The sequence below is a fragment of the Marinobacter sp. S0848L genome (genome assembly GCF_023016065.1).
Taxonomy (GTDB): Bacteria; Pseudomonadota; Gammaproteobacteria; order Pseudomonadales; family Oleiphilaceae; genus Marinobacter.
Map to the genome: position 1 here is coordinate 1 of NZ_JALKAQ010000011.1, position 26,693 is coordinate 26,693.

Sequence of the window (26,693 nt, forward strand, 5' to 3'; positions counted from 1 at the left end):
AGTTTGATGCGGGGTGGAGCAGTCTGGTAGCTCGTCGGGCTCATAACCCGAAGGTCGTTGGTTCGAATCCAGCCCCCGCTACCATATAAAAGAAAAGCCGGCTTATGCCGGCTTTTCTTATTTTGAAAGGCAGGCCAGTAATTCACTGGTCTGCCTTTTTGCGTTAGAGGGGAGTGGGATGGGCGTTTACATACTGGCAGCAGGATTCTCTGCCGTTTTCATGGGCACCATAGGCGCCATCGCCGTTTATGCGGACGTTAGCGCAGAAACCGTAACCTTCTATCGCCTGTTCATTGGTGCGTTGCTCATGGCGGTCTTTCTGCTTGTCAGTGGCCAGAAGCAGCGGATCTTTACCTGGCCGGGCTTCAAGGTGCTGATCACCGGCGGTTTTCTTGCGGGTTTCGTTGTCTTTTACGTAATGGCCATGGGCTACACCAGCATGGCCAATGCGATTATGTTGTTGTACCTCGCGCCTGTGACGGCATCAGTTGTGGCTCATTTTTTCATGGGTGAACGGCTCTCAGGAGCGAGTGCCGCATTGATCGTGGTGGCTCTTTTCGGCTTTGCCATGATGCTGGAGTTCAATTTTAACCTGTCCGGGCGGGGTGAAGAGGTTCTGGGGCTCTTCTATGCGCTGTGCGCCATGATTTGCTACGCCGCCTTTATGCTCACCAATCGATTGATCCACGAGCGAGTGCATGTGTTGACCCGGAGCGGTTATCAGATGTTGGCCGGAGCTCTGTGCATGCTGCCTTTAATGCTTCAGCAAGGCGAGAGCATGGATGCGAGTCAGTGGGGCTGGTTGATGGCGGCCGGTGTGGTGCCCGGTTTCCTGGCCATCATGCTTGCCGTTGTGGCGCTGAGAGCACTGCCTGCTGCGACATTCGGCACCCTTGCTTATTTGGAGCCTATTACCGTAGTGGGGTTGGGGTGGGTGCTGTTCGGGCAGGGTCTGAGCGCCTTGCAGGTGGCCGGGAGTGTTCTGATTATAGTATCCGGTATTGCTCAAGCTGTGATGTCTCACCGTGCCGAGGATGTGCCAGATGCCTCTAAGGCTGAATCGTCTGCCCAGGTCGTTTTAAGGACATAGTAGAGCGCACGAGTGGCTGCAGACTGCTCACGCTCACGATGCCAGATAAGCCCCACCGGTTGTTCGATAAGAGCGTCCTTCAACTTCAAAACCTTCGCCCCCAGAGCTTCCATCTGCGGGGTGCAGAGTGCTGGCACAACGCTCACCCCCAAACCGGTAGCGACCATTTTACCCACGGTCGATAGCTGGTGGGCCTCAAGCTCTGATTTCAACACCAAAGGGCTGTCTCGAAGGCTGTCTTCAAGATAGGCATGCACCGCTGACGGTTTCTGCAGGGAAATAAATGGATGTTGAAGAAGTGCTTCCCACTCTACACGCTCTTCGCCCTCGAAGCCTGAGCCAGGCGGAACAATCGCCACGAACTGGTCGTTAAACAAAGGTTCGAAGGCCAGCGAGGCAGGGTAGGGCTTGAAGCCGATTCCCAGCTCGACTTCACCGACCTGAACCATGTCAATGACGTCTTCGTTAATGACATCGTGCACCTGCACTGAAATCTTCGGATGCAATGCCCGAAATTGCTTGAGGGCTTTTGGTAGCACGTTGATGGCAAAGGAAGGCATAGCGGCAACACTCACTTTGCCAATGCCCAACGAAAAGCGCTGCTGCAGTTCTTGGTGAACCGAATCCCAGTCAGCAAGTAGCTTCCTTGCCAGTGGCAGCAGCGACTCGCCCTCGGGGGTCAACTGCACCGATCGGGTTGTTCTCTCGAACACCTTTCCGCCCAGACTTTCCTCAAGACCTTTAATGGCCATGCTCAAAGCCGACTGTGATGTATGCAGCCTTTCGCTGGCGATGACGAAACTGAGGGTTTCGGCAACGGCAAGAAACGATCGGAGTTGTTTTACGTTCATGGGGCTCGGCGTTGTGGTGGGTCTGAGTAACATTCTAGCGCATGATTGTTTTGTTTTTCGAAATAATTGCTCAGAAAAATTCGATTAAACAAATAAAAGTCGTTGGTAATAATGAGTGCTCATTAACAAGAAACGACGAGGTTCAAATGGCTGGATTCGATAAGCGCGTGTCTTCTTACGAGGAGGCTTTAGAAGGCTTGGCCGATGGCATGACCATTCTGGCCGGTGGCTTTGGTTTGTGCGGTATCCCGGAAAACCTGATCGCCGAGATCAAGCGCCGCGGAAATCGGAACCTGACCGTGGTATCCAACAACTGCGGTGTGGACGGTTTCGGTTTGGGCTTGTTGCTGGAAGACCGTCAGATTAGCCGCATGATTGCTTCCTATGTGGGCGAAAACAAACTGTTCGAACAGCAGCTGTTGAACGGCGAGTTAGAGGTGGAGTTGACCCCGCAGGGGAATCTTGCCGAGCGTGTGCGTGCCGGCGGCGCGGGTATCCCCGCATTTTTCACGGCAACCGGATATGGCACGCAAGTGGCAGAAGGCAAGGAAGTGCGTGAATTCGATGGCCGAAACTACGTTCTGGAGCAGGCAATCACAGGCGATATCGCGATTGTGAAAGGCTGGAAAGCAGATACATACGGCAACGTTATTTATCGACACACCGCCAAGAACTTCAACCCCCTGATGGCCACCGCCGGAAAGATCACGGTTGTTGAAGTGGAAGAAATCGTAGAGGCGGGCACGTTGGATCCGACCGAGATTCATACGCCAGGTATCTATGTTGATCGCCTGATTTGCGGCACGTTTGAAAAGCGTATTGAGCAGCGCACTGTCAGGGCCTGATCGCGAAACATAATTAATCCAAACCGGGGAGAATCACATGGCTTTATCACGAGAGCAGATGGCAAAGCGTGTCGCCAGCGAACTGAAAGATGGTTTTTATGTCAATCTTGGCATCGGTATTCCCACCTTGGTGGCCAACTATGTGCCTGAGGATATATCGGTGATGCTGCAGTCGGAGAACGGGCTGCTTGGGATGGGAGCATTTCCTACCGAAGACGAGATCGACGCCGACATGATCAACGCAGGCAAGCAAACCGTTACTGCCCGTACCGGCGCCTCGATTGTTGATTCGGCTGAATCGTTTGCAATGATCCGTGGAGGTCACATTGATCTGACGGTGCTGGGTGCCTTTGAAGTGGATGTGCAGGGCAACATTGCGTCCTGGATGGTGCCGGGTAAATTGGTTAAAGGAATGGGCGGCGCGATGGATTTGGTGGCCGGTGCAGAAAACATCATTGTTACCATGACCCATGCTTCGAAAACCGGAGAGTCCAAGCTGTTGAGCAAGTGCACGCTGCCGTTAACAGGAGCCGGGTGCATTAAACGGGTGCTGACGGATTTGGCGTACCTGGAAATCGAGAACGGTACCTTTATATTAAAAGAGCGGGCACCGGGAGTTTCTGTTGAAGAGATTGCCGAAAAGACCGCCGGACCTTTGATTGTTCCTGATTATGTTCCGGAGATGGCGGTATAAGCTTGCGTGATCAAGCTTATCAGGTGTCGGTTTGAACCTGCTGTTATGGCAGGTTCTTCCGCCAGTGCTTCACTCGAACTTGCCCCTTTATCGCGTCGATTATTTCATTAATCAACGAAATCAAAGCCTCTTGATCGCTGTCTTCTTCGGCCGTTGCGCTCGGGTCGGGGAGTAGGGCGTTGACGATGTCCTCGATAAACGCATGATTTGAAGACGACGCCAGATCTTCAAGTATCTGGTGTATGACATTGGCGACGATATCCCCAACGGCATTTTCCAGTGTGTCCTGAATGGTTGGCCCAACGACGGGCAGGTATTTTAGCCGGGACAGCTCCAAATTCTGCTTTAATGCGTGGTCAACCCGATCTTCCAGATAGGCGCGCAAGGCGCCGCGGTTTGGCATATAACCTTGTTCTGCCGCATTGGCGACTCGGTCAGACAACCAGTCTGCGAGCATGGCTTTTCTGGGGTAGAGGATGTCATTCTGGATCCGGTCGAAGAGCGGGGAACCCTGTTGAATCTCGTGCTGTACGCCGCTCAGCACCTTGATCACGATCCGGTCCGAAAGCTCTTCCATAAAGGCGTCGAAATAAAACGCCAGGAACGTGTAGATGCGGGTATTGGTGAAGTCGATGATTTTGTATTGGTGCAGCCGGTAGATAATGGAAACAACCCGCAATACCCGTAAAAAACGGAAGCTTCCGATGGGAATACAGCCAACCAGATCGTACCAATGGATGAACGGGTAGAAATACCAGCGGTCATAGACTTTCGCTTTCACTGAATACCCCCACCGGATAACGAACTCCGTCAGGAAAATCCAAACGAAGATCATGTCGTAAAAGATGAACCGTTCATGAATGGGGTGGTAAGCAGACTGTACGGCCGGCAGGTAATCTTTCAACAGGTTCTGCACGGCAACAAAATTATAAATCGAATCCCAGATAATGAATGCCAGGTTGACGATCAGCAGGCCCAGCATGGCAAAGTCGATAAGGAACCAGATCATCTGATGGCTGGACTTCAGGTTTTCACGGTTAATCCTGAGCATTCTTGTTACCTGTGGGGGAAGCGGAAACCAGTCATAAGTCTATGACAGGATAGCCTATTTCCATCCTGGGCACGACTTTCTGCCGAAGCCTGGGACAGCCTCAATTCCTGAGAAACCGCAATTTATTTAGCCGGCCAGGCATGGCACGTGAGTGGGGGGACCGGTAAACTCCGAGGTCTAGCTTCACGTTTTATAAAACAATCTGGTTCGGATGCCGGTTTACCGTATGCTGCCACCTTTCTTATCAAAAGAGACGGCTCTTAAAGCGACAGCGTTGTTCGTACTCTGTCTTCCATCACTGGTGTTGGCTAATCAGGTTGAGGTGCAGGTGAAGGGCGATCACGACGCTCTGGAAGACAATGCACGTATTTTTTTGGGGGAAGTTGAAGGGCGCACCGCGGATGGCCTGCGCCGCTATGCGCCCACGGCGGAGGCTCAAGTCAAAGAAGCCCTGCGAGCACTGGGATACTACAATCCGAAAATCACCTGGGAAGTGAACGACGGCGACGTGGGTTTGGCGGAGCTCAAACTCACCGTAGAGCCTGGAACGCCGGTTCGGGTTCGCCAGCGCAACGTCGATATTCACGGGCCCGGGTCGAAGGATGCCGAATTTGTTGACGAACTGCCTGAGCAGCCTCGGGTTGGTGATGTGCTGCACCACGGAAAATACGACAACCTTCGAAACAGCATCAATAACAGAGCCCGGCGTCTGGGATACTTCGATGGCGAGTTTGAGGCTCGGGAGCTGAAGGTGGATCCGGCGGAAAAAACCGCAGACATCAATCTAAGCTTTGAGTCCGGCGAACGTTATCGGCTAGGCGAAGTCACCTTTCTTGAGGGACACGGTTTCGAGCAGAGGTTGCTTGAGCAGTTTGTGACGTTCGAGCCCGGTGAGCCGTTTCACGCAGGCAAGGTTGCCAAACTGAGCGGTGACCTCTCGAACAGCGGTTATTTTTCAGGCGTAGATTTGGATGCCTCGCCCAGCGATGCGAAAGATCGGGTTATTCCAATCAATATTGATCTGACCCCGCGGGATCCCCGTTCAATTTCCGCCGGTGTGGGCTTCTCAACTGACGTAGGGCCGAGGGTTCGTGGCACCTGGCGTGAGCATTACATCAATCCCATGGGGCATCGTCGTGGGCTCGACACCGAGGTGTCGGAATTGCGTCAGAGTATTTCCGGTTGGTATGAACTGCCGCTGGATCCTCCGATGACTGACTCCATCCGTTTGAGCACCGGTTACCAGCGTGAGGAAATCGAGAACGTGGCCTCCGAGCGTTTAACTCTGGGCCAACAATGGCGGCATCAGCTTGATACCGAGTGGGTGCAAATCCTGGGCTTACGATGGGAAGGTGAGCGCTACACCATCGGTGATGAAACTCAGGATACCTCCAGTCTGCTGCTGCCCAGTGTTAGTTACTCGAAGCTGCACTCCAACTCTCCTCTGGATCCGTCTCAAGGTTACCGCTTGCAGGTTGATGTAACTGGCGCGCACCGGGCAGCCTTGTCGGATGCGGACATTCTGCACGTAAATTTTCTGGCTCGCGGCCTATATACCCTCGCGGACAACCATCGATTTTTGGCCCGCTTTAATTTTGGTGGCGTGGCGACGAATAATTTTGATGATGTGCCACCGTCTCTGCGCTTCTTCGCGGGCGGCGACCAAACGGTTCGTGGCTACGCTTATGAATCACTGTCACCGAAAAATAGTGACGGAGATGTGGTGGGTGGCCGCTACCTTATTGTGGGGAGTGCCGAATACCAGTATGAATTCACGAAAGGCTGGCGGCTTGCCGCGTTCATCGATGAAGGTAACGCGGTGGACGATGTCTTTGATCCGTTAGCCACTGGGGTGGGTGTCGGGATTCGCTGGGTGAGTCCGGTTGGCCCTCTGCGCCTTGATATTGCGGAAGGGCTGAACGAATCCTTTGGTGGTGGCTGGCGAATCCATTTTTCAATGGGGCCTGAATTGTGAGTGATCAGCCTGAAACAACCGAAAACCCGAAAAGCGAAATGCCCGAACAAACACCTCGGCGGCGCTGGTGGTTTTGGCTGTTGGTGGTGCTTGCGGTGGTGTTACTGCTGCCCTTGATTTTGTTGGGGCTTGTACTGGTAGCACTGAACACCGACAAAGGCACCGCGTGGACACTCGAGAAAATTCCCGGCCTGCAAACGCAAGCGGCGTACGGCTCGTTGTTGGGGCAATGGCAGGCCGAACGTCTTGAATGGCAAGGTTATGGCGTGGGGGTGGCCGTCCAGTCACCCGAGGTGGATTGGTCTCCAACGTGTTTGTTCGAGCTGACCGTGTGCCTGGATACTCTGAAGGCCAGTCGTATTGATGTCACGGTGCAACCGTCAGATACGGAAGAACAATCCAGCGGCGGAATAAGCCTGCCAGACATCACTTTGCCGTTGGCGGTGGAAGTCAAAGACGTGGCTTTGGGTGAGTTGACCGTCAACGGTAGCCGCATCTGGGACCGTGTTGCATTAAAGACGAGTGGTTCCGGGGCCAGCCTGAATATTGATCAGGCTTCCTACGTTCTTGGTGATCTGCGGGTGCAGGCTGAGGGCTGGGCAGAAATGCGCAGAGATTGGCCGCTGGACCTCAAAGTGAAGGTAGATTTGCCGCCGCCGTCAGGCGACCAGTGGATGGTGGATTTGAAACTCGCTGGCAGCGTACGCGACTTGAGAGTAGATGGCCAAAGCAGCGGTTATCTGGAAGCCAACTTACAAGGAACTGCTAAGCCTTTGGATGAGCGCTTGCCCGCTCAGCTCAAATTAACCTCGCCGGCCTTTATGGCCCATCACACTTTGCCGCCCACGCTGTTATTAAAAGATCTTGTGCTGAGTTTGGGAGGCTCTCTGGCGAATGGGTTTCAGACAGAAGCTCGGGCGGTGCTCCCCGGCACGACCGGAGACGTTAAGCTTGGCTTAGACGGATTAGTGATGACACAGGCCGCTTCTGATTTGCAGCTTTCGCTTTCGGGTCCCGCTGTGACCGAGCGAGAGGAACCAGGCACATTCAAGGCATCGGGGAATCTATCCTGGAGCGATGGTTTGCAGGCCAATGCGGATATCCGTTTGGACGCTTTCCCTTGGTTTGGCTTGTTGCCCGATCTTGCAGAGCCGCCTGTGGTGCTGGAAACCTTAACGGGCCAAGCCAGTTATCAGGGTGAGAGCTATGAGGCAAACCTCGAAGCAAGCGTAAAAGGCCCTCAGGGAGTTGCCGATCTCGTGGCCAGCTTGGAAGGTGATTCCGACGCATTGGTTGTTAACCAATTAGATATGAAGACGGGCGCTGGCTCGCTCACGGGGCAGGCCGAGCTCGGGTTTACAGGGCCTTTGGCTTGGCAGGCGGCGCTTGACCTAAACGGCTTCAATCCAGGCTACTGGCTGCCCATTCTGGAAGCGGACCTGAATGGCAAAGTGACCAGTGAGGGGCAATTGCAGGATGGCGAATTGCCCATGATGACGGCGAACTGGGATCTTGCCGGTGAATGGCAGCAACAGCCCGCAAAAGCCAAAGGTAAGTTAAGTAGCGATGGCTCCTACTGGGCACTGCAGGATTTGTTGGTATCGGTTGCGGAAAACGAAGTGACAGGTAACGGCCGTTACGGCACGGAAATAGGGGCGGACTTATCTGTTGTGTTGCCCAAGCCTGAGCTGATCGTACCCGGTCTGCAGGGCGAATTGTCTGGCGAGCTGAGTGCGCGAGGTACTTTGGAAGATCCTCAAGGACAGATGCGCCTGAATGCTGACCAGATGGCGTGGCGTGACGAAACACAAATTGGCCGACTAGAAATTCAGGCCAGTCTGGGCTCTGGCGAGGTACTGGATGCCGCCATCACAGCCCGGGATATTAAAGCGGCTGATCAGGTGTTGGACGAAGTGAATGTCTCTGCCCAAGGCACGAGGGAGCAGCATCAGCTTTCGTTTGAAGCAAAACACCCAGATGTGTCGTTGTTGATGGAGCTGGCCGGTGGGTTAGGAGAGGCCTTTACCAGTTGGAGCGGAGCTATCACCCGCGGCGAAATAAACGTTCCGGAGCCAGGTCATCTTTGGGAGTTGGATCAGCGCACAGCCCTGTCTTACAGCAAGCAAGGCGTGTTGGAGCTCGGGCAACATTGCTGGCGTTGGCAGGACAGCTCAGTGTGTGCCGACGACCAGAAGCTGTGGCCAAACCCTGCCATAGCCTACCGAATTAACCAGTTTCCAACGCTTGCCTTGGAGCCATTGTTGCCAGAGACCTTCCGCTGGAAAGCTCTTTTGAACGCTAACGTTGAAGTGGCAATGACCGACGCTGGGCCAGATGGTCGGGTTGAAGTGGATGCCGGAGAGGGTACCTTCGAGTTTCTGGTGTTGGATGAGTGGGAAAAACTGAGCCACCAACAGCTGACGTTGAACGCGACCCTGAAACCTGAATTGGCCGAAGTGTCGATGGCGTTAAAGGGCCCGGAGTTGGGTCAGTTCTCAACGCAATTGTCGGTAGACCCGGTCTCAGCAGACCGATCGGTTGAGGGGACCTTTTCTTTGAAAGATCTCGACCTTGCCTTTGTCTCGGCGTTTTCGGGTATCGATGAGGTCGCAGGTCAGGTCAATGGCGAAGGCAGATTAGACGGCCCCTTGCTGAAACCGTCCGTTACCGGTGAACTTGCGCTCACCGAAGGACGCTTCCAAGATCCGGGTTTACCGCTACCAATGGAAGACGTGGTACTGGCGGTGGAGTTTCTCGGGTACACCGCGGACATTAGTGGGCGATGGCAGAGCAACGATCGCAGCGATGGGCAGATATCGGGCAGTCTGGACTGGCGCGGTGAGCCAGAGCTGAACTTGAATGTAAAAGGTGAAAGGCTGCCAGTGCATTTTGAGCCTTATGCATCGGTGGAAGTGGGGCCGGACATTAATATTCGCTTCCGGCCAGGTGAGCTGTCGGTATCTGGGCGTGTTGAGGTGCCTCGCGGGCGGATCGAAGTTCAATCATTGCCCCAATCGGCGGTATCGGTATCAAGTGATGAAGTGATTGTCGGTGTAGAGGCTGAAGAGCCCGCAATCCGTACGATGTTGATGGACGTGGTCGTGGTGGTCGGTGAAGACGAAGTGACATTGGATGCGTTCGGCTTGACCGGAGACTTAAAGGGAACGCTGCGTATCGACAATGACATGGACACTCGTGGCGCTCTGCGATTAGTGAATGGCCGTTACGAAGCTTATGGCCAAGACCTTAGTTTGCGAAGGGCGCGGGTAGTCTTTGTGGGTGCCCTGACAGAACCGTATCTGGATATCGAAGCGGTGCGAGAGGTCGATACAGTGGTTGCCGGTATCAGGCTCAGCGGGCCGATCAGTGAGCCGGAAACCGAGGTGTTTTCCGAGCCATCCATGCCTCAAAGTGATGCCTTGTCGTATGTGATTTTGGGCCGCCCCCCGCAAGGGCGAGGTGACGAGGGCCAAATGAGCGCGGCCGCCATTTCCCTTGGCCTGACCCAGACCAACGACCTGACGCAAAGCATCGGCGACGAATTGGGTATTAAAAACCTGATGTTGGAAGCAGAGGGATCCGGAGAAACGGCGTCGGTCGTCGCGAGTGGTTACATTACCGACGAGTTGAGTATCCGGTACGGCGTCGGCATCTTTGAGCCCATTACTACCGTTGCCTTGCGCTATGATCTCGGCAGATATTTTTATCTGGAGGCGGCCAGTGGACTGGCCGCCTCACTGGATATTTTCTATACCCGAGATTTTTGATGATGATTGTGCCGTTCGAACAGGCGTTGCGCCTCGTCACTCCACTGAGAACTCTCGCTTTCTAGGCGTTCGAGTTTTCGTTCGCAGGCCGCTTGAACAAGCCGGCGGAAAATACGCCGGTGTCCGGCGTGATAGAGTAAATATTCAGGGTGCCATTGCACACCCATCAGCCATTGTTTGCCGGTACTTTCGATTGCTTGAACAAACAAGTCGTTGTCCACCGCCGTAACCCGAAGACCTCGGCCGAGCTGCTTGATGGCCTGGCTATGAATGCGGTTAGCACCGATTCTCCAGCTTGGCATCAGTTCCGCTAGCCGACTGCCCGAAACCAGTCTTACAGTTTGCAGTGGCAGCAGCAAAGGCCGGTGCCGGGTATTCACCCGCAGAGGCGTGACGTTCTGGCACAGCGACCCTCCGTGAAAAATATTGATGAACTGCGCACCGCGGCAGATACCGAGTACCGGAATTCCAATGGCCTCGGCCTGCTCCAGCAATCGGTAATCGGTGTCATCTCTTTTCCGGTTGTATCTGGCTGTCACTTGGGGCTGTTGCCCGTACCGTTCAGGGTGTACGTGGGTACCACCGGAAAGTACCAATCCGTCCAGCAGCGCGACGTTGATCCGTGAGCCGGGCCGTATGTAATGGGTTCGTGCGCCCGACAAGCGTAAGCCAAGGCTGATCAGCCGTTGGGCAAGGCTTCGCCGGGTGGGGCCGCTGATGCCAATGGTCAGTCCGGGGATATCGGTTTCCGTTTCCGTGTTAGACATAGCCGTGTTCTTGGAGCCATTGCTGGGTGGTGTCGGTCCAGGAGTGGGTCAGGTTGTGAAAGCTTAATTCTTGCGCTTCCCGGAATTTTCTTCGCAGCATGGCCAGATCCTGGGCGTTATTGGCGAGTTTCTCAAGTACCACCCAATCGTTCCAAACGGTGGAAAAGTGCCATTTGGGGTTGTCGATGTCGCAGTCCGGAAGCCGGTAGTGGAGGGTGGGACGGCTCTTGATACGGGGGTCTTGCACATACTCGGCCAGATAATCCGCGTCGAGATGAGCAAACAGCGGCAACAAATCGAGAGCGCGGTTACGGGTCGGGTTGCTGTCGAGATAATCTTTCATCAAACCTCTGAGGTCAGGAGCGTAGTTATCCTGCATCAGCTTCTCGGTATATTTAGCGCTCCAGGGTTCAATGTACGTAGTGAACTTACGACTGATATCGATTTGATGCCTCGATTTCAGCCAATCATAAAGTGCCGCAAACGCTTGCAGGTAGCGCACAATGGTGCCGGGTTCCAGGTCTGGCAGCTCCGGGTTTAGTTGCAGACCAAATGCAAAATAGAGCGCCTCCCGGCTTCCCAGTGCGCCCAAATCACGGAGTTCGTCCACCAGTGTTTCCATGATGTGTAGCTTGGAGAGTGGCAAGGGCGGGCCCACGATTTCCAAAGGCACAACTTTTTCAGCGGCAAAGTCGATGGCGTCCATTGCATGGGAAGCCAGTTCCCGAATGGAAGTGGGCAGCGCTTCATCAGCTAGATTGAGGTCTTTGATCGGGTCGGAATCCAGCTCGATTGTGTAATCTCCTTCGTCAGTCTTGATGCTTGTGACATAACGCGACTGGAGTTCCGGATTGCCGCCGAGCAGCCGGCTGGCATGCTCTATAAGTGCATCATAACTGAGGCCTGAAAGCTCGATCTCCACACCAACCTTACGTTCATTCCCATGGGTAGTGCGCGTGTTGGCGGGCACCTTGCTGAGTGTTGAAGAGCTCATAGTATGTCGCGGTTCCTTTGAAAACTTTGTGATTCACAATAACACAGGACGAAGCCCTTTCGCGCTTATGGCCATAAATGATCGATTACAGGCTTTACACTGGATAAAACACTGTATATAGTCAAATCACTGTATAAAAAACCAGTCGTCATTTTCTGGAGTGTTCCAACATGAAACTAACCGCCAGGCAGTCCCAGGTACTGGATATTATCCGGCGATACCTTGATGAGACTGGCTATCCGCCAACCCGGGCAGAAATTGCGGCAGAATTGGGTTTTCGGTCTGCGAACGCAGCTGAAGAACACCTGAGAGCCCTCGCGCGGAAGGGAGCGATCGAAATGGTTCCCGGGGCCAGTCGCGGCATAAGGCTGCCGGAAGCCGAGCCGGATCTGGGGTTGCCGGTTATTGGTCAGGTTGCAGCGGGTAGTCCGATCCTGGCACAGGAGCACGTTGAAGATCATTGCGCACTCCAGCCTAACTTCTTCTCACCAAAGGCGGATTATCTGCTGCGAGTGCGAGGAATGAGTATGAAAGACATCGGGATTCTGGATGGTGACTTGCTGGCGGTTCACCGGACTCAAGATGTTCAGAATGGTCAGATTGTTATCGCGCGTGTGGGCGACGACGTCACCGTTAAACGGTTCCGTAAGGAAGGCGATAAGGTCTGGTTGATCGCTGAGAACGATGAATTCAGCCCTATAGAGGTAGATCTGACGGAACAGGAACTCTTCATAGAAGGATTGGGTGTTGGTGTCATCCGGCGCTCAGAATTGCACTGATATCCGCAAATGACATCTGAATAACGCAGGTAGGTGAGTGATGGAACAGTTGAGCTTCAATCATAATATGGCGTTTCAACCCGCGGCTATGATTTCTGCGCAGGCAGCTTCATCGCGTTATCGCCGACCTGAACCTCGGCGCTCGACCTCGGGGCAGGTTGAACTCGGAGGTAACGTTACTGAGATTATTTTGCCGGAAGGTCAGGTTGAAAACTTTCAGTTGCTGTTGCCGATGTTGACACAATTGAACCAGGAAAAGCGCTGGTTGGCCTGGATAGACCCACCTCAATCTTTGGTCGGAAAGTGGCAGAACACGCATGGTATTGTGACCGGGGAGATTCTGGTGTTACGTTCATCATCTGAAATTCCGGCCCAACAATTGGCTGAGTTGGCCCTCGGTGCGGGCACCTGCCATGCGGTTGTGCTGTGGACTAACAAGCTGGCGCGTGCCGCTTTTGAGTCGCTTCAAAAAGCTTCCGCGAAAGGCAACAGTCACGGAGTGGTACTGCGTCAGCGGTAAAGCGGAAGCTTAATGGAGAGTGTAGTGCGGTTGGGCGTCGCCAAAGTCGCCTTCATCGTCGCCCCAATCAATGTCTTCAGAAATAGTTCCGGTGGCTTCGATGCCGGCCGCGATCATAGCTTTTGCGATGCTCATGTCTCGGTCTGCCATCATTTCCTTTGCTTCGGGTGAGAAAGAAATACGGACCAGCGGTGCAGCATCGTCGTCAACGCGACGTAAAGCGTAGTCTCCGTTAGGCAATTCAACGATTTCAAAAAACGATGGTGACATTCTTTAGGCCTTTGCTTGATGCGATGTATTCATGAGTAGGTCAGGAGTATTCGTTACCACTCGTTATGTCTGTCTTCTACGGTTCGGGCAAAATCGGTCATGGCCGCCAGGGTGGTTTGCAGGCTCTCGGCTGAGCGGTCTGCACCGTCTTCTGCAGAAACCGCAATGATGTTGTCCGCTGAAACGGTTTTTTTAGGGACTGGCGGCTGCGTCAGAGCCTTTTCAAGTTGTTCAAGATGGCTCCACCAGCTGGTTCGAGAGCGCTGTAGCGTTTCCAAATCCTCGAGGTCTTGAGTGTCGTAAGGAATTCGCGTTTTGAGCCCTTCGAGAGTCAGTGGCTCCGAGGTTTTTTGCTGATGATGCTGTGCGATCATCATCATCAAAGTGCTTCGGGCCCGCAGCAACAGTTCAATAACGCCCTGAGTTACGGCTTCATTTTGCAGGGTGTTTTTGGGGTTAATTTGAGCTTGCTCAATAGGCTGTTCCAGCTGTGCCAGTAAAATCTTGGCCAGATGCAGTTTCTGGGAAGTCAGTGAGAACCATTGAGACGCCATAGTTGACCTGTGTTGGATTAAGCCGATCCTTTTAAGTTAGCCGCCTAGCGTATCATTTTTAAACAGACATTTCTTCCGTTCGTGGTTTGTGCTTAGACACAAGAAACTACAAAGAATTTCTTGAAACGATCGTTTGAGTTTGGCAAAAAGAGCCTCTTGGAGCAGCGTGCAGATGCTCAAAAGATCATTGTTGGAGAAAAGGAATGCGAAACCGATTGTTAGCAGCGGTCACCATTGCTGCGTTAAGTATGTCCGGTTCCGCGTGGGCCAAGGTGGCTCCAGAGGAAGCGAAGCGTTTAAAAAACGAGTTAACACCGGTAGGCGCAGTCCGGGCTGCCAATGACGCCGGTACTATTCCGGCTTGGCAGGGTGGTCTGGCAACCCCTCCAGCAAATTGGCAAGAGGGCGCGGTTGAAGTAAACCCCTTCCCTGAGGACGAACCGTTATTCATTGTAACCCAGGAGAATCTGGAGCTATACCGGGATAAGCTCACCGATGGTCATATTAAGATGCTTGAGCAGTATGGCCCGAATTTCTTTATGCCGGTCTATAAAACACGTCGAACGGCGGCATTTCCCGAAGAGGTTTATCAAAAATCGTACGAAAATGCGTTGAGTGCCGAACTGCTCGATAACGGCAACGGTGTTCGAACAACCATCATGACCAGCCCCTTTCCGATTCCTGAGAACGGTCTGGAAGTGATCTGGAACCACATTCTCCGTTATCGTGGCGAAGAGGTATCGTTCCGCAGTGGCTCCGCCACCCCTCAGAAAGACGGCTCGTTCAACCCGGTGGTTAACCAGTACGATTATTACTTCGCGTACAGTCGCCCCGGCGCAGATCTTGCCGATATCGACAACAAGATTTTCTTCCTCAAAACCGACACGTTGGCGCCGAGTACCTTAGCGGGCACCATCACCCTCGTGCACGAGACGCTGGATCAGGTGCGTTCACCCCGATTGGCGTGGCGCTATGATTCCGGTTCTCGCCGCCTGCGCCGGTCACCTAATCTGGCTTATGAAACGGATCTGCCGAATTCGTCGTCCTTGCGATCCGTGGATCAAAAAGACATGTACAACGGTGCGCCGAACCAATACGACTGGGAGCTGAAAGGCAAGCGCGAAGTACTGGTGCCGTACAACGCTTATAAACTGCACGATGAAGATGTTCGTCCGGATGATGTGATCCGTGCCAATCACATTAACCAGCAGCTGGCCCGCTATGAGCTGCACCGGGCCTGGGTGGTCGAGGCGAAGCGCCGCACCGGAATACAGCACATCTATGCTCGCCGCGTGTTCTACATCGATGAGGACAGCTGGCAGATTCTGGCATCCGAGGAATACGATGACAAAGGCGAATTGTGGCGGGTTTCTGAAGCCCACAACATTAGCTATTACAGTCAGCCCGTGTTCTGGACTACTATGGAAATGACGTACGATCTCAAAGCTCAGCGTTATTACATTGATGGTCTGGATGATGGCTACCCGGCCTACAATTTTTCACCGGGATACCGTCGAAACGAATTTACGGCTTCTGCTGCCCGTCGGGCGGCTCGCCGTTAAGCTGTTGCCTCAAGCCGCTGCCCGGCCGGGTAGCGGCTGCGTTCCGGTTTCGCCAGATCTCGTTTGCATCAACTTTAAGAGGTGACCCGGTGCCTAACCCAGATGTTCTCCTGGCAGATCTAGATTCTTTGCACGAGCAGCTTGAAGCAGCCCTAAACGCAGAAGATTGGGAAGCGTTGGTTGTTCTTAATCAACAGGTGAAGCCCACCGTTGCTCCGTTAATGGAGGCAATGGAGCAAGGCTTAATAGCAACCGCACCCGTAAAACAGCGATTGGAAGCCCTCAGCCGGTTTGTCGAGGTGGCTGGGCAGGGGGCCGTCAAGGCTCGCGATGAAGCTCGGGAATCGTTGCAGGGGGTCAACCAAAATCGCAACGCTGCTGCTACCTACGCTGACGTTTCTACTAATCGCTCCAAGTGACTTCTGGTTGCATTCGGATAAGCAACGACCGAAGTGTCATAAAATTGACTCCAGGCTGAAGACAGTCTTAAATACGGCTCAAATCCTTCGACAGAGATCTTCGTGAATGCCTCAGAATAATAAAGTGCTGGTGCTCAGCAACGACGAAGCCAGACAGCGTGATCTGATCACCATTCTGGAATTTGTGGGTGAAGAGCAGATTGTTGCCGGTGACGAGGCGATGGCGCTTTTGCAAAGTGGAGAAGCGGATCAGATAGACTTGGCGTCCGTTGCCCTTGTTCACGGTGAAGACCGTAACGCCAAGGCGGTGATTGCCTCCGTATGTGAGGCCACGCCGGGCCTGCCAATCCTGTTGGTAGGGGATCTCGACACGGAACAATTGCCCGAGGAGCAAGTATCGCGCCTGATTGCTCATATGGAGTGGCCACTCAATTACACCAAGTTCGTCGATTCGCTTTATCGGGCGCAGATATATCGCGATCAGTACAGTCGTGTTCCGCACCGGGGCATGCAGCGAGGCGTTCAGCTGTTCCGCAGTTTGGTGGGCACCAGTCGGCGCGTGCAACAGGTTCGCCAGTTGATGGAGCAGGTGGCGGATAAAGATGTCAGTGTTCTGATTACCGGTGAGTCCGGTACCGGCAAAGAAGTGGTCGCCCGCAACCTCCATTACCACTCTTCCCGTCGCGATAAGCCGTTTGTCCCGGTCAACTGCGGTGCAATTCCCGCAGAATTGTTGGAAAGTGAACTTTTTGGTCATGAAAAGGGTGCCTTTACCGGCGCAATCACGTCTCGCGTGGGCCGCTTCGAACTTGCGGAGGGGGGCACCTTGTTTCTCGACGAGATCGGCGATATGCCGCTCAATATGCAGGTCAAGATTCTACGGGTGCTGCAGGAGCGAACTTTTGAAAGAGTGGGCAGTAACCGGACCCAATCTGCGGATGTTCGTATTATTGCTGCGACCCATAAAAACCTTGAAGACATGATCGAGTCTGGCGACTTCCGCGAAGACCTGTACTATCGCCTGAACGTGTTTCCCATCGAAATGCCCGCGTTAAGAGAACGGGTAGAAGATCTTCCGTTGTTGATCAATGAGCTGATTTCCAGAATGGAAAAAGAGAAACGCGGTTCCCTGCGCATGAATTCGGCGGCGATCATGAGTCTTTGTCGCCATGACTGGCCGGGCAATGTCAGGGAATTGGCTAATCTGGTGGAGCGGCTTGCGATTATGCACCCCTATGGCGTGATCGGGGTGCAAGAACTGCCGAAGAAGTTCCGTTATGTGGACGATTACGACGAGAATCGTCCGGTAGAAGAAACGGGCATGCCGTCTGCCATTCCGGGGCTTGTCGGGCTCGATTCTCCGGCGCTGCTTCCGGTTAATGGCATCGACCTGAAAGACTATCTGTCGAGTCTTGAGCGCCAGCTTATTCAGCAAGCGTTGGATGAAGCCTCCGGAGTGGTCGCAAGAGCCGCCGAGAAACTGCGTATCCGGCGTACAACGTTGGTTGAAAAAGTCCGCAAGTACGGCCTGCGGGACGACGCCACCGAGTCCTGATTTCTCCTTCCTTTGGGTGTCAAAGGTTTGAATGCCTTTGGCGCCACCTTCACTTTGGAATGACGTAAAGTCGTCACTTTTCTTTTTGAGTTTTTCCTTATTCGTTGAAATGTAACGAAAAATTGGTTTTGGCACGTTCCTCGCTAGATCGGCTCTAAATGGTACATCCGAGTGTTCTGGCCATAAGGCTGGTCTCAGGGGGAAGTTATGAGTCAGGTACAGTTTGTCGTCGAATCAGCGCAGTCTGAAGCAGCTCCGAATGCGGCGGCTGATGCGAACGATAAAGTCACATCGCTGTTTCCTCAGCAGGACAACGAAGCGGTGGGTTCGGCGCTGGAACTGTTTAACCAGATGTCCCGACAGATCACGGACTCCTATCGGACGCTTGAATCGCGAGTGAATCAATTGTCGGGCGAGCTCTCTCAGGAGTCTCGGCATCGTCAGCAAGAACTGGAAGAAAAAGAACAGCTCGCGGATCGCCTCTCCACCTTATTGAAAGCCTTGCCAGCCGGTGTGGTGGTTTTGGACGAACGAGGTGTGGTCAGTCAGTGCAATCCCGCTGCACTGGCACTTCTGGGTGAGCCGCTGGACGGTGAGCGCTGGATTGATGTGATCAACCGATGCTTTGCCCCACGCAGTGACGACGGCCATGAGGTGTCGCTGAAAGATGGTCGCCGGGTCAGTATCGAGATCCGAACCATGGAAAATCAGCCCGGCCAGCTCATTTTGCTGACGGATCTCACCGAAACCCGTCAACTTCAGTCGCAACTGGCTCATGCCCAGCGCTTGTCGGCTATGGGGAAAATGGTGGCGTCGCTGGCACATCAGATTCGTACACCACTATCCGCGGCCATTCTGTACGGTGGCCATCTGGGACAACCAGATCTTGATGAAGACATGCGACAGCGTTGCGCGAACCGGCTTATGTCGCGGCTCAGCCATCTCGAGCACCAAGTCAGGGATATGTTGATTTTCGCCAGAGGCGAAACCCGGCTTGCCGAAGAGTTGCCCGTGAAAACCTTGATTGGCGCTTTGGACGCCGCTGTCGATGGCTTGAGCCTTGAGGCAGGGATTTCTGTGTCGGTCATGAATGAAGCTGATGATACCCGCAGCCTCATGTGTAACCGCGACGCCCTGGTCGGAGCCTGCACGAATTTGGTTAACAACAGTCTTGAAGCCGGCGCGACCGAGGTCACTCTGCACCTTGCCACCTCGGCAAACGATTTGAGTATTCGTGTTCAGGACAACGGGCCCGGCTTTGAGCCCGAGCAGGCACAAAAAATGATGGAAGCGTTTTATACCACCAAATCTCACGGCACCGGCTTAGGCCTGGCGGTAGTTCAGGCGGTGGTCAAGGCTCATCAAGGTGAGTTTTCAATTCAATCTGCTGGTCAAGGTGGGGCGGTTGCACTCATGCAGCTGCCAACGCTGGCCAGTCGGGTTTAAAGGACAGGTGGAGGCATCAATCATGGCAAAGGCTCATATTCTCATTGTCGAAGATGACCGTGATCTGAGGGAAGCGTTGGTCACCACGCTGGAGCTGGCCCGGTATCGGGTTTGTGAGGCTGCCAATGCAGAAGAAGCGCTCGAGAGTCTGACGCGTAAGCCGGTGGATATGGTGATCAGCGACGTCAACATGCCCGGTTTGTCCGGCCACCAGTTACTGGCTGAAGTGCAGCGTCTGTACCCGGGATTGCCCATGATGTTGATCACCGCATACGGCCAGATCAGTCATGCGGTTTCTGCTATGCAATCCGGTGCGATTGACTACCTTGTAAAGCCTTTTGAACCCCAGGTGTTGGTTGAAGCGGTCAGCAAAGTGGTGGGTGGTGGTCGACAAGCGTCCGGTGACCAACCGATTGCGGAAGACCCAGTCAGCAAACGCATGTTTCAGCTCGCCAGAAAAGTGGCGACCAGCGATTCCACGGTGATGATCTCGGGCGAAAGCGGTACCGGCAAAGAAGTCCTGGCGCGCTTTATTCATGAGCAGTCTCCTCGTGCAGACAAGCCGTTTGTTGCCATCAACTGTGCGGCGATTCCGGAAAATATGCTGGAAGCGATTCTGTTCGGCCATGAAAAAGGTGCTTTCACGGGCGCGGTGGCAACGTCTCCGGGCAAATTCGAGCAGGCCAACGGCGGCACCCTTCTGCTCGACGAAATTTCTGAAATGGAGCTGGGGCTTCAATCCAAGTTGTTGCGGGTTCTACAGGAGCGGGAAGTAGAGCGAGTGGGGGGTAGAAAGACCATCCCTCTGGATGTGCGGGTGCTGGCAACCACCAACCGGGATCTCGGTGACTATGTCCGGGAAGGGAAATTCCGCGAGGACCTGTACTACCGTTTAACCGTATTCCCGATGCGTTGGCAGCCTCTGCGGGAGCGGCCGCTGGATATCATGCCGCTGGCGAAATCGATTCTTAAAAAGCATTGCCGAAAAATGAAACTGACGGGCATCAGTTTTGCCGAGGATGCGCGCACGGCGATGACTGAGTACAGTTGGCCGGGCAATGTTCGGGAGCTGGACAACGCCGTTCAGCGGGCTTTGGTATTGCATCAGGGCAACGTGATTCATGCGGGCGACCTTTGTCTTGAGATGGGCATTACCGGAGCAGCCGACATGACGCAAACCGCCGCGTATCCCGGTGGCTCGGTGACGGCTGCGGAACTATCTGACGCGTCACCCGGTGTGATGGAAGAGGACACTCAGGCCAGCGATACGGTGGGTTCTTTGGGTGATGATCTGCGCCAGCAGGAATTTCGTATGATCATTCAGGCGCTCAAGCATGAGGGCGGTCGCCGCAATCGTGCGGCAGAACAACTGGGCATCAGCCCTCGTACGCTGCGGTATAAATTAGCTCAGATGCGTGATGCCGGTATCGATCTGGATGCTGAGCTTGCCTTGGCCTGAACTCGTTATTATTCCTTCGTGTTGACTCCTTCAGGCACCCGTTCAGGGTGCCGCTTTTTTGCCTGGCTGATTTAATCAGCGCCGTTCGTAGTCAAAATCCCGTCAAATTATTGTCTTGCTCGTTTTTATATTTCATTAATTTATTGAATTTAATAAAGAAAGTGGTTTTGGCCTGTCGTTTGCTTTAACGGTTGTATCGAGTGAATAACTGATGCCCCTCTGGGGTAGCCGGGAGAGTAAAATGGTCCAGCGTGCCGATATAAACAATGTCTTGTCCGAGATTCGGAATCTGCGATCTCAGATGATGCAAAATCAGCGTATCGATCAGGATCAGTCCGTGCGTGGCCGGGTGGATGGTCCGCGACCGGTGCAAGAGACCAAAGAAGTACCCAGCTTTAACGATATGCTGGGTAAAGCGGTCAACGGTGTGAACGATGTGCAAAAACAGGCCAGTGAGCTCCGAACCGCTTATGAAATGGGTGACCCTAACGTCGATATTACCCGGGTGATGATCGCTGCCCAGAAATCGACCGTGTCCTTCGAAGCTCTGACTCAGGTGCGAAACCGGGTGGTCCGGGCTTACGAAGACATTATGAATATGCCGATTTGATAACGGAGCACGAGCATGGCAAGCCTACCCGCAGAAACCAACGCCTCCGATCTGCCGGCCTCTCAGGATTCCGGTGCTGGCGAAACCCGCAGTGATATGCTGCTTGGGTTCAATCGTCTGAACCTGTTGCGCCAGATTGGCCTGATGGTGGGCTTGGCCGCCAGCGTGGCCCTTGGTGTTGCCGTGGTGCTGTGGGCCCAGGAGCCCAACTATCAGCCTGTGGTCGGAGATTTGTCTGCCTACAACCCGCAAGACGTTACCAGCATTCTGGAGAGCAACGGCATTGACTACAAAATGGATACCCGCACCGGCGCTTTGCTGGTGCCCTCGGAACAGGTTTATGACGCGCGCCTGAAACTCGCGGCAGAAGGGGTCACTGACCAGAAGACCATCGGTTATGAATTGCTCGATCAGGAACGTGGCTTGGGCACCTCGCAGTTTATGGAAACCATCAGTTACCGTCGGGGACTGGAAGGCGAGCTGGCCCGAACCATCGCCAGCATGCGTGGTGTTCGTAATGCCCGGGTTCATCTGGCGATTCCGGAACGTTCCGTCTTTATTCGCGATGCCCGCGAGCCCAGTGCTTCAATCTTTCTGGAAGTGTTTGCCGGCCGGCGCCCGGAGCAGGAGCAGATCCGCGCCATCGTGAATCTGGTTGCCGGCAGCATTCCGATGATGAACCGCGATCAGGTGACCGTGGTTGATCAGAACGGCAATTTGCTGACCGGAGAAGAGTCCAACATGAAAACCGATACTGATCGAATGAAAGATCAGTATGAATACACCAGCCGCATTGAAGAGCGCTTGTCTCGTCGCGTGGCCTCTTTGATCTCACCCATTGTTGGTGATGGCCGCTACCGCGCAGAGGTTTCCGCGGACCTGGACTTCTCTGCCGTTGAGCGCGCAGAAGAACTTTATAATCCCGAGCAGCAAGCCATTCGCAGTGAGCGGGAACTGACCGAACAGCGTGGTGCGGGTAATCTGATGTCCGGAGTGCCGGGCGCGCTCTCGAATCAGCCGCCGGGTGAGGCGACCGTGCCGGAAGTGGCCGGTGCAGCGGTCGATGAAGACGGCAATCCGATTGCGCCTCCGGTAAACGTGCGCAGAGAAGCCACTCGCAACTACGAAATTGACCGTACGGTAAGCTATACCCGCCAAGAACTGGGTGCTGTAAAACGGGTTACCGTCGCGCTGGCGGTGGATGATATGAAGGTCGTTGACCCTCAAACCGGCGAAGTCACCTATGAGCCATGGCCAGAAGCCGAATTGCAGCGGTTGGCCATGTTGGTGCGCGATGCGGTAGGTTACTCGGCAGAGCGGGGAGATAGTGTGACCGTGATGAATACGCCGTTTGCGCCAGAGGAATCTGTAACCTTCGAGCAGCCAAGCTTCTGGGAACAACCCTGGTTCTGGGATTTGATGAAGCAAGTGTTGGCGGGGTTGGTTATTCTGATCTTGGTGCTCGGTTTGCTGCGGCCAACTTTGAAAGCCTTGTCGGGCGGCGGACAGCGTGATCGCGACCTCGGCTCAGACGGCGATGGTTACGGATCGCTTGATGGATTAGAGGGCGACAAGGCGCTGCAAAATGCCATGTCGTCTCAGGACGATCTGCTGTTGCCGGGCGCAACAGACAGTTATGATAGGCAGTTGAATGCACTCAAAGGCCTGATTGCCGAAGATCCCAGTCGGGTAGCACAGGTCATGCGCCAGTGGGTGAACGTCGATGACTGAACAAAATGCCGGCCAGGGGCAAGCCCCGCAACGTAAAATCTCGCGCGTCGAGCAGGCCGCTATCTTGCTGATGTCGCTGGGTGAAAGCGATGCAGCGGAAGTACTCAAGCACATGGGCCCGAAAGAGGTCCAGCGTGTGGGTGTGGCCATGGCCCAGATGCAAGACGTTTCCAAAGACGAGGTTGCCTTCGTATTGAATCAGTTTGTCGATGCCGTGGGCGGGCAAACGGGTTTGGGGGTCGGCAATGACGACTACATCCGCGCCATGCTCACTCAGGCCCTGGGCGACGATAAAGCAGCCAGCTTGATCGACCGCATTCTGGTGGGCGGTAACACCACAGGGCTTGATACTCTGAAGTGGATGGAGCCTCGTGCGGTGGGCGATATCATCCGGTATGAGCACCCTCAGATACAGGCTATCGTCATTTCCTACCTGGACCCGGACCAGTCTGCCGAAATTTTGGCAACGCTCGACCCCAAGGTACGTTTAGACGTTGTCATGCGTGTCGCCTCGCTGGAAACCATTCAGCCCCAGGCATTGCAAGAGCTCAACAGCATTCTGGAAAAACAGTTCTCGGGCGGGTCTGCCGGCCAGGCCAGTCGCATTGGCGGGGTGAAGCGGGCCGCCGATATTATGAACTTCATGGATCGTTCGATCGAAGGCAGCTTGCTGGATTCCATCAAAGATATGGACCCGGATCTGGCGACCACCATCGAAGACCTCATGTTTGTGTTCGACAACCTCAAAGACGTAGACGACCGGGGCATTCAGGCTCTGCTCAGAGAAGTCTCATCCGAAGTGCTGGTGGTTGCGCTTAAAGGTGCCGATGACGCGGTGAAAGACAAGATCTTTGCCAATATGTCCAAGCGGGCGGCCGAATTGCTGCAGGATGACCTGGAAGCGAAAGGCCCGGTTAAGGTCAGTGAAGTTGAAGCGGCGCAAAAAGACATCATTACTGTGGCTCGCAGAATGGCAGAGGCTGGCGAAATATCGCTGGGCGGCGCCGGTGAAGAAATGATGTGATGAAAGATTCTGATCAGGACGACAAGTTTATCCCCAAAGAAAACCTGACTGCCTGGGAGCGGTGGGAGTTGCCATTGCTGGACGAGCAAGGCAATCAGGTTGCCCGTGAGGAAGAGGTTAAACCGCTTACGGCGGCTAATCTGCAGGAGATTCGGGAAGCGGCTCGCGCCGACGGCTATCAGGAAGGGCGCGACACCGGTTATCAGGAAGGTTTTGAGCAGGGGCGAGCTGAAGGCCACCAAGAAGGTGTGGCAGCGGGCGAAGCGGAAGGCCGGGAACTGGGCCGTCAGCAAGCAACTGAGGCTATTCAGCAGGAAAACGCCTCTCGAATGGCGCGTCTCGATCAAATTCTGGGTGAGTTGTTGTTGCCTATCGAGCGCCATGAAGCCGAGCTGGAATCGGCGTTGGTGAACCTGACAACGGTATTGGCCAGGGCTGTCGTTTATCGAGAACTCAGTATCGACACCTCCCAGATTCGCGAGGTTGTCCGAAAGGCACTTAAGTCGTTACCGTCAACCGCTGAAAATGTGCGCCTATCTATTCACCCGGACGATTTTGACGCAGTCAGTGAAGTGGCTGAGCGTATGGAAGCCAAGCCTTCGATCATTCAAGACGACAGTTTGATGCCCGGTGGTTGTCGGGTTGAAACCCGTAACAGTTTGGTTGATTACACCGTCGAAAAGCGCTTTCAGCGAGCCGTTCAGAATATGCTGGAAGAACAGTTGGCCAGCGAGGACCCGTCTGAAAGCAGTCAGGCGACTGCCTCTCTGGGAGAAGTGACTGATTTCCATCGGGACCTGCTGGACGATACCGGCAGCTCCGCAGACGCCAAACCGGATCACGGTGCGCAGGATGACGGCGATGACCACCCGACTGGTTAAGCGTCTGAACCAGCTGCAGGCGGCTATCGGGCAAGAACCGGAGCCTGAGCTTTCCGGCCGTTTAACCCGAATGGTTGGGCTCACGCTCGAGTGCGTGGGCTGCCCGATGGTGGTTGGCGACCGCTGCCTGATTGAAGGTGAAGGCACCGGTAGTGTTGAAGCCGAAGTGGTGGGCTTCGAAGAAGACAAAGTTTACCTCATGCCGCTTGCGGCCATTGAGGGTCTGAAGCCCGGCGCCCGAGTCATTCCGCTTTCCTCCGCGAGCCGAGTGCCGGTGGGCCCCCATATGCTGGGCCGGGTTCTGAACGGGGCCGGTGAAGCGTTGGACGGAAAAGGGCCGCTTCAGGCCGAAGCCCGTGTTCCTCTTAGCGGCGACATCATTAACCCCTTGCATCGGGCACCAGTGCGCGAGTCGATGGATGTGGGCATTCGTGCCATCAACTCACTTCTCACGGTCGGCCAAGGCCAGCGATTGGGGCTGTTTGCCGGCAGTGGTGTCGGTAAAAGTATGTTGCTGGGCATGATGACCCGGTTTACCAACGCCGACATCACCATCGTTGGCTTGATCGGTGAACGGGGCCGGGAAGTTAAAGAATTTATCGAGGATATTCTGGGCGAGGAGGGGCTGGCGCGTTCCGTGGTAGTGGCATCCCCGGCCGATGATTCCCCGCTGATGCGGCTGCGGGCGGCCATGTTGACCACCCGAATTGCCGAATACTATCGAGATCAAGGTAAGCGGGTCTTGCTACTGATGGACTCGCTCACCCGCTACGCACAAGCCCAGCGGGAAATTGCGCTCGCAGTCGGCGAACCGCCGGCGACCAAAGGCTATCCACCCTCGGTGTTTGCGAAATTGCCTCAATTGGTTGAGCGTACGGGCAATGGCCGCCCGGGTGGCGGCTCTATCACCGCGTTCTATACCGTGCTCACGGAGGGTGATGACCAGCAAGATCCGGTTGCCGATGCAGCCAGAGCGATACTCGATGGCCACATTGTGTTGTCCCGGCGGCTGGCGGAAGAGGGGCACTATCCCGCCATTGACGTGGAAGCCTCGATCAGCCGGGTCATGCCGCAAGTGACCCAGCCGGACCATTTCTCCCGGGCCCAGCGTTTCAAACAGGTGTACTCCCGATACCAGCAAGCCCGTGATCTCATCAGTGTGGGCGCTTACGTGAAAGGTTCCGACCCTGAAACCGACTTTGCCATCCAGCACATTGCCAACATGCGGCAGTTTCTCCAGCAGGATCTTAACGAAAGCGCGCCTTTGGCCGAGAGTATTGATCAGCTATTGGCGGTAGTGCCAGAACGACGCTCGCCAGACCGGCTCAGAAATCCGGCGCCGGGTGCCGCGGCCGATCGGAGTCAGGGTTAATGTTGCGCTCAAAACGGTTGGAAGTTGTGCTGGCTTTGGAAGAGCGCAAAGAGAGTGAGGCGCTGGATCGCCTGGGCGAAGCCCGAAAACAGGTTGAAGCGCATAAAGAGCAAGTTGAGAATCTGGAACGCTATCAGCAAGAATACCGGGATCAGATTCGGGCAAGTCAACAAGGGGTGGTTGCAGTGGCCCGCCTGCAAGCGTGGCAGGCGTTTATTGGTCAGCTCGATCAGGTCATTTCCCAGCAGCAGCGACAGCTTCAGCAAGCGGAACAGGTGTTTGAGGCGCGGCGGCAAGAGTGGTTGCAGGCGTGGGAGCGAAAGCGGGGCATGGAGCGTTATATCGAAACCTGCCGCCAGCAGGAGCAGCAGGTTCAGGACGCCAAAGAACAAAAACTGGCAGACGAAGCAGCGGGCAGGGCCTTTGCCCGGCGTCAGCGCTAACGCCAGGCAAATCCAGGGTGCGTTCCGGCACTCG

Annotated in this window: 24 protein-coding genes and 1 tRNA gene; 19 read left to right on the forward strand and 6 right to left on the reverse strand. The window is 54.6% G+C overall.

Annotated features, from left to right (window positions below; all coding sequences use genetic code 11):
- Positions 1-7 precede the first annotated feature (7 nt).
- Together MWU64_RS12485 and MWU64_RS12490 are read left to right on the forward strand one after the other, a co-directional pair.
- A tRNA-Met gene (locus MWU64_RS12485) sits at positions 8-84 on the forward strand.
- A gap of 94 nt (positions 85-178) precedes the next feature.
- Entirely contained in the window at positions 179-1,090 is a 912-nt protein-coding gene (locus MWU64_RS12490; RefSeq protein ID WP_247064723.1) for an EamA family transporter, read from the forward strand.
- Here the strand turns inward: MWU64_RS12490 and MWU64_RS12495 are convergent.
- A complete protein-coding gene (locus MWU64_RS12495) occupies positions 1,021-1,941 on the reverse strand; it encodes a LysR family transcriptional regulator (RefSeq protein WP_247064724.1) in 921 nt (306 codons plus the stop codon). The genes MWU64_RS12490 and MWU64_RS12495 overlap by 70 nt on opposite strands.
- A 146-nt stretch (positions 1,942-2,087) precedes the next feature.
- Between MWU64_RS12495 and MWU64_RS12500 the strand changes: the two genes are divergently transcribed.
- Positions 2,088-2,786, forward strand: a complete 699-nt coding sequence (locus MWU64_RS12500; RefSeq protein ID WP_247064725.1) for a CoA transferase subunit A — start codon at positions 2,088-2,090, stop codon at positions 2,784-2,786.
- Between the two features lie 37 nt (positions 2,787-2,823).
- Positions 2,824-3,480, forward strand: coding sequence for a CoA transferase subunit B (locus tag MWU64_RS12505; protein ID WP_247064726.1), 657 nt, complete (start codon positions 2,824-2,826; stop codon positions 3,478-3,480).
- A gap of 43 nt (positions 3,481-3,523) precedes the next feature.
- On the opposite strand, the gene MWU64_RS12510 is transcribed toward MWU64_RS12505, so the two are convergent.
- Positions 3,524-4,531 (reverse strand): hypothetical protein, encoded by a 1,008-nt coding sequence (locus MWU64_RS12510; protein ID WP_247064727.1) that lies wholly within the window; start codon positions 4,529-4,531, stop codon positions 3,524-3,526.
- 226 nt (positions 4,532-4,757) lie between these two features.
- Between MWU64_RS12510 and MWU64_RS12515 the strand changes: the two genes are divergently transcribed.
- Both MWU64_RS12515 and MWU64_RS12520 read left to right on the forward strand, forming a co-directional pair.
- On the forward strand, positions 4,758-6,506 hold the full coding sequence (locus MWU64_RS12515; RefSeq protein ID WP_247064728.1) for an autotransporter assembly complex family protein: 1,749 nt from the start codon (positions 4,758-4,760) through the stop codon (positions 6,504-6,506).
- A complete protein-coding gene (locus MWU64_RS12520) occupies positions 6,503-10,273 on the forward strand; it encodes a translocation/assembly module TamB domain-containing protein (RefSeq protein ID WP_247064729.1) in 3,771 nt (1,256 codons plus the stop codon). The genes MWU64_RS12515 and MWU64_RS12520 overlap by 4 nt, the downstream gene beginning before the upstream one ends.
- Here the strand turns inward: MWU64_RS12520 and MWU64_RS12525 are convergent.
- Together MWU64_RS12525 and MWU64_RS12530 are read right to left on the reverse strand one after the other, a co-directional pair.
- Positions 10,255-11,040, reverse strand: a complete 786-nt coding sequence (locus tag MWU64_RS12525) for a type 1 glutamine amidotransferase (RefSeq protein WP_247064730.1) — start codon at positions 11,038-11,040, stop codon at positions 10,255-10,257. The two genes, MWU64_RS12520 and MWU64_RS12525, sit on opposite strands and share 19 nt — an antisense overlap.
- Complete coding sequence (locus tag MWU64_RS12530) at positions 11,033-12,034, reverse strand: amidoligase family protein (protein ID WP_247064731.1); 1,002 nt, start codon at positions 12,032-12,034, stop codon at positions 11,033-11,035. The genes MWU64_RS12525 and MWU64_RS12530 overlap by 8 nt, the downstream gene beginning before the upstream one ends.
- Positions 12,035-12,204: 170 nt before the next feature.
- Between MWU64_RS12530 and lexA the strand changes: the two genes are divergently transcribed.
- Entirely contained in the window at positions 12,205-12,813 is a 609-nt protein-coding gene (gene lexA, locus MWU64_RS12535) for a transcriptional repressor LexA (protein WP_247064732.1), read from the forward strand.
- 40 nt (positions 12,814-12,853) lie between these two features.
- Complete coding sequence (locus MWU64_RS12540; protein ID WP_247064733.1) at positions 12,854-13,333, forward strand: SulA-like leucine-rich domain-containing protein; 480 nt, start codon at positions 12,854-12,856, stop codon at positions 13,331-13,333.
- Positions 13,334-13,342: 9 nt separating this feature from the next.
- On the opposite strand, the gene MWU64_RS12545 is transcribed toward MWU64_RS12540, so the two are convergent.
- Both MWU64_RS12545 and MWU64_RS12550 read right to left on the reverse strand, forming a co-directional pair.
- The gene (locus MWU64_RS12545) at positions 13,343-13,603 is read right to left on the reverse strand and encodes a hypothetical protein (RefSeq protein ID WP_247064734.1); all 261 of its coding nucleotides are present in this window, start codon (positions 13,601-13,603) and stop codon (positions 13,343-13,345) included.
- Between the two features lie 53 nt (positions 13,604-13,656).
- Positions 13,657-14,157, reverse strand: a complete 501-nt coding sequence (locus MWU64_RS12550) for a DUF6586 family protein (RefSeq protein ID WP_247064735.1) — start codon at positions 14,155-14,157, stop codon at positions 13,657-13,659.
- 203 nt (positions 14,158-14,360) lie between these two features.
- Here MWU64_RS12550 and MWU64_RS12555 point away from each other — a divergent pair, with 203 nt between their 5' ends.
- From MWU64_RS12555 to fliJ, 11 genes are all read left to right on the forward strand, one after another.
- The gene (locus MWU64_RS12555) at positions 14,361-15,719 is read left to right on the forward strand and encodes a DUF1329 domain-containing protein (RefSeq protein ID WP_247064736.1); all 1,359 of its coding nucleotides are present in this window, start codon (positions 14,361-14,363) and stop codon (positions 15,717-15,719) included.
- An 89-nt stretch (positions 15,720-15,808) separates the two neighbouring features.
- Positions 15,809-16,138, forward strand: coding sequence for an SOS cell division inhibitor (locus MWU64_RS12560; protein WP_247064737.1), 330 nt, complete (start codon positions 15,809-15,811; stop codon positions 16,136-16,138).
- Positions 16,139-16,244: 106 nt separating this feature from the next.
- Entirely contained in the window at positions 16,245-17,693 is a 1,449-nt protein-coding gene (locus MWU64_RS12565) for a sigma-54 dependent transcriptional regulator (protein WP_247064738.1), read from the forward strand.
- A 207-nt stretch (positions 17,694-17,900) separates the two neighbouring features.
- The gene (locus tag MWU64_RS12570) at positions 17,901-19,139 is read left to right on the forward strand and encodes an ATP-binding protein (RefSeq protein ID WP_247064739.1); all 1,239 of its coding nucleotides are present in this window, start codon (positions 17,901-17,903) and stop codon (positions 19,137-19,139) included.
- A gap of 22 nt (positions 19,140-19,161) precedes the next feature.
- The gene (locus MWU64_RS12575; protein ID WP_247064740.1) at positions 19,162-20,598 is read left to right on the forward strand and encodes a sigma-54 dependent transcriptional regulator; all 1,437 of its coding nucleotides are present in this window, start codon (positions 19,162-19,164) and stop codon (positions 20,596-20,598) included.
- A gap of 241 nt (positions 20,599-20,839) precedes the next feature.
- Complete coding sequence (fliE, locus tag MWU64_RS12580; RefSeq protein WP_247064741.1) at positions 20,840-21,208, forward strand: flagellar hook-basal body complex protein FliE; 369 nt, start codon at positions 20,840-20,842, stop codon at positions 21,206-21,208.
- A 15-nt stretch (positions 21,209-21,223) separates the two neighbouring features.
- Positions 21,224-22,939: a flagellar basal-body MS-ring/collar protein FliF gene (fliF, locus tag MWU64_RS12585; RefSeq protein WP_247064742.1), complete on the forward strand. Its 1,716-nt coding sequence runs from the start codon at positions 21,224-21,226 to the stop codon at positions 22,937-22,939.
- On the forward strand, positions 22,932-23,963 hold the full coding sequence (gene fliG / locus MWU64_RS12590) for a flagellar motor switch protein FliG (RefSeq protein WP_247064743.1): 1,032 nt from the start codon (positions 22,932-22,934) through the stop codon (positions 23,961-23,963). Before fliF ends, fliG begins: the two co-directional genes overlap by 8 nt.
- A complete protein-coding gene (locus tag MWU64_RS12595) occupies positions 23,963-24,844 on the forward strand; it encodes a flagellar assembly protein FliH (protein WP_247064744.1) in 882 nt (293 codons plus the stop codon). Before fliG ends, MWU64_RS12595 begins: the two co-directional genes overlap by 1 nt.
- Entirely contained in the window at positions 24,825-26,216 is a 1,392-nt protein-coding gene (gene fliI, locus MWU64_RS12600) for a flagellar protein export ATPase FliI (protein WP_247064745.1), read from the forward strand. Before MWU64_RS12595 ends, fliI begins: the two co-directional genes overlap by 20 nt.
- A complete protein-coding gene (fliJ, locus tag MWU64_RS12605; RefSeq protein WP_247064746.1) occupies positions 26,216-26,659 on the forward strand; it encodes a flagellar export protein FliJ in 444 nt (147 codons plus the stop codon). The genes fliI and fliJ overlap by 1 nt, the downstream gene beginning before the upstream one ends.
- Positions 26,660-26,693 lie beyond the last annotated feature (34 nt).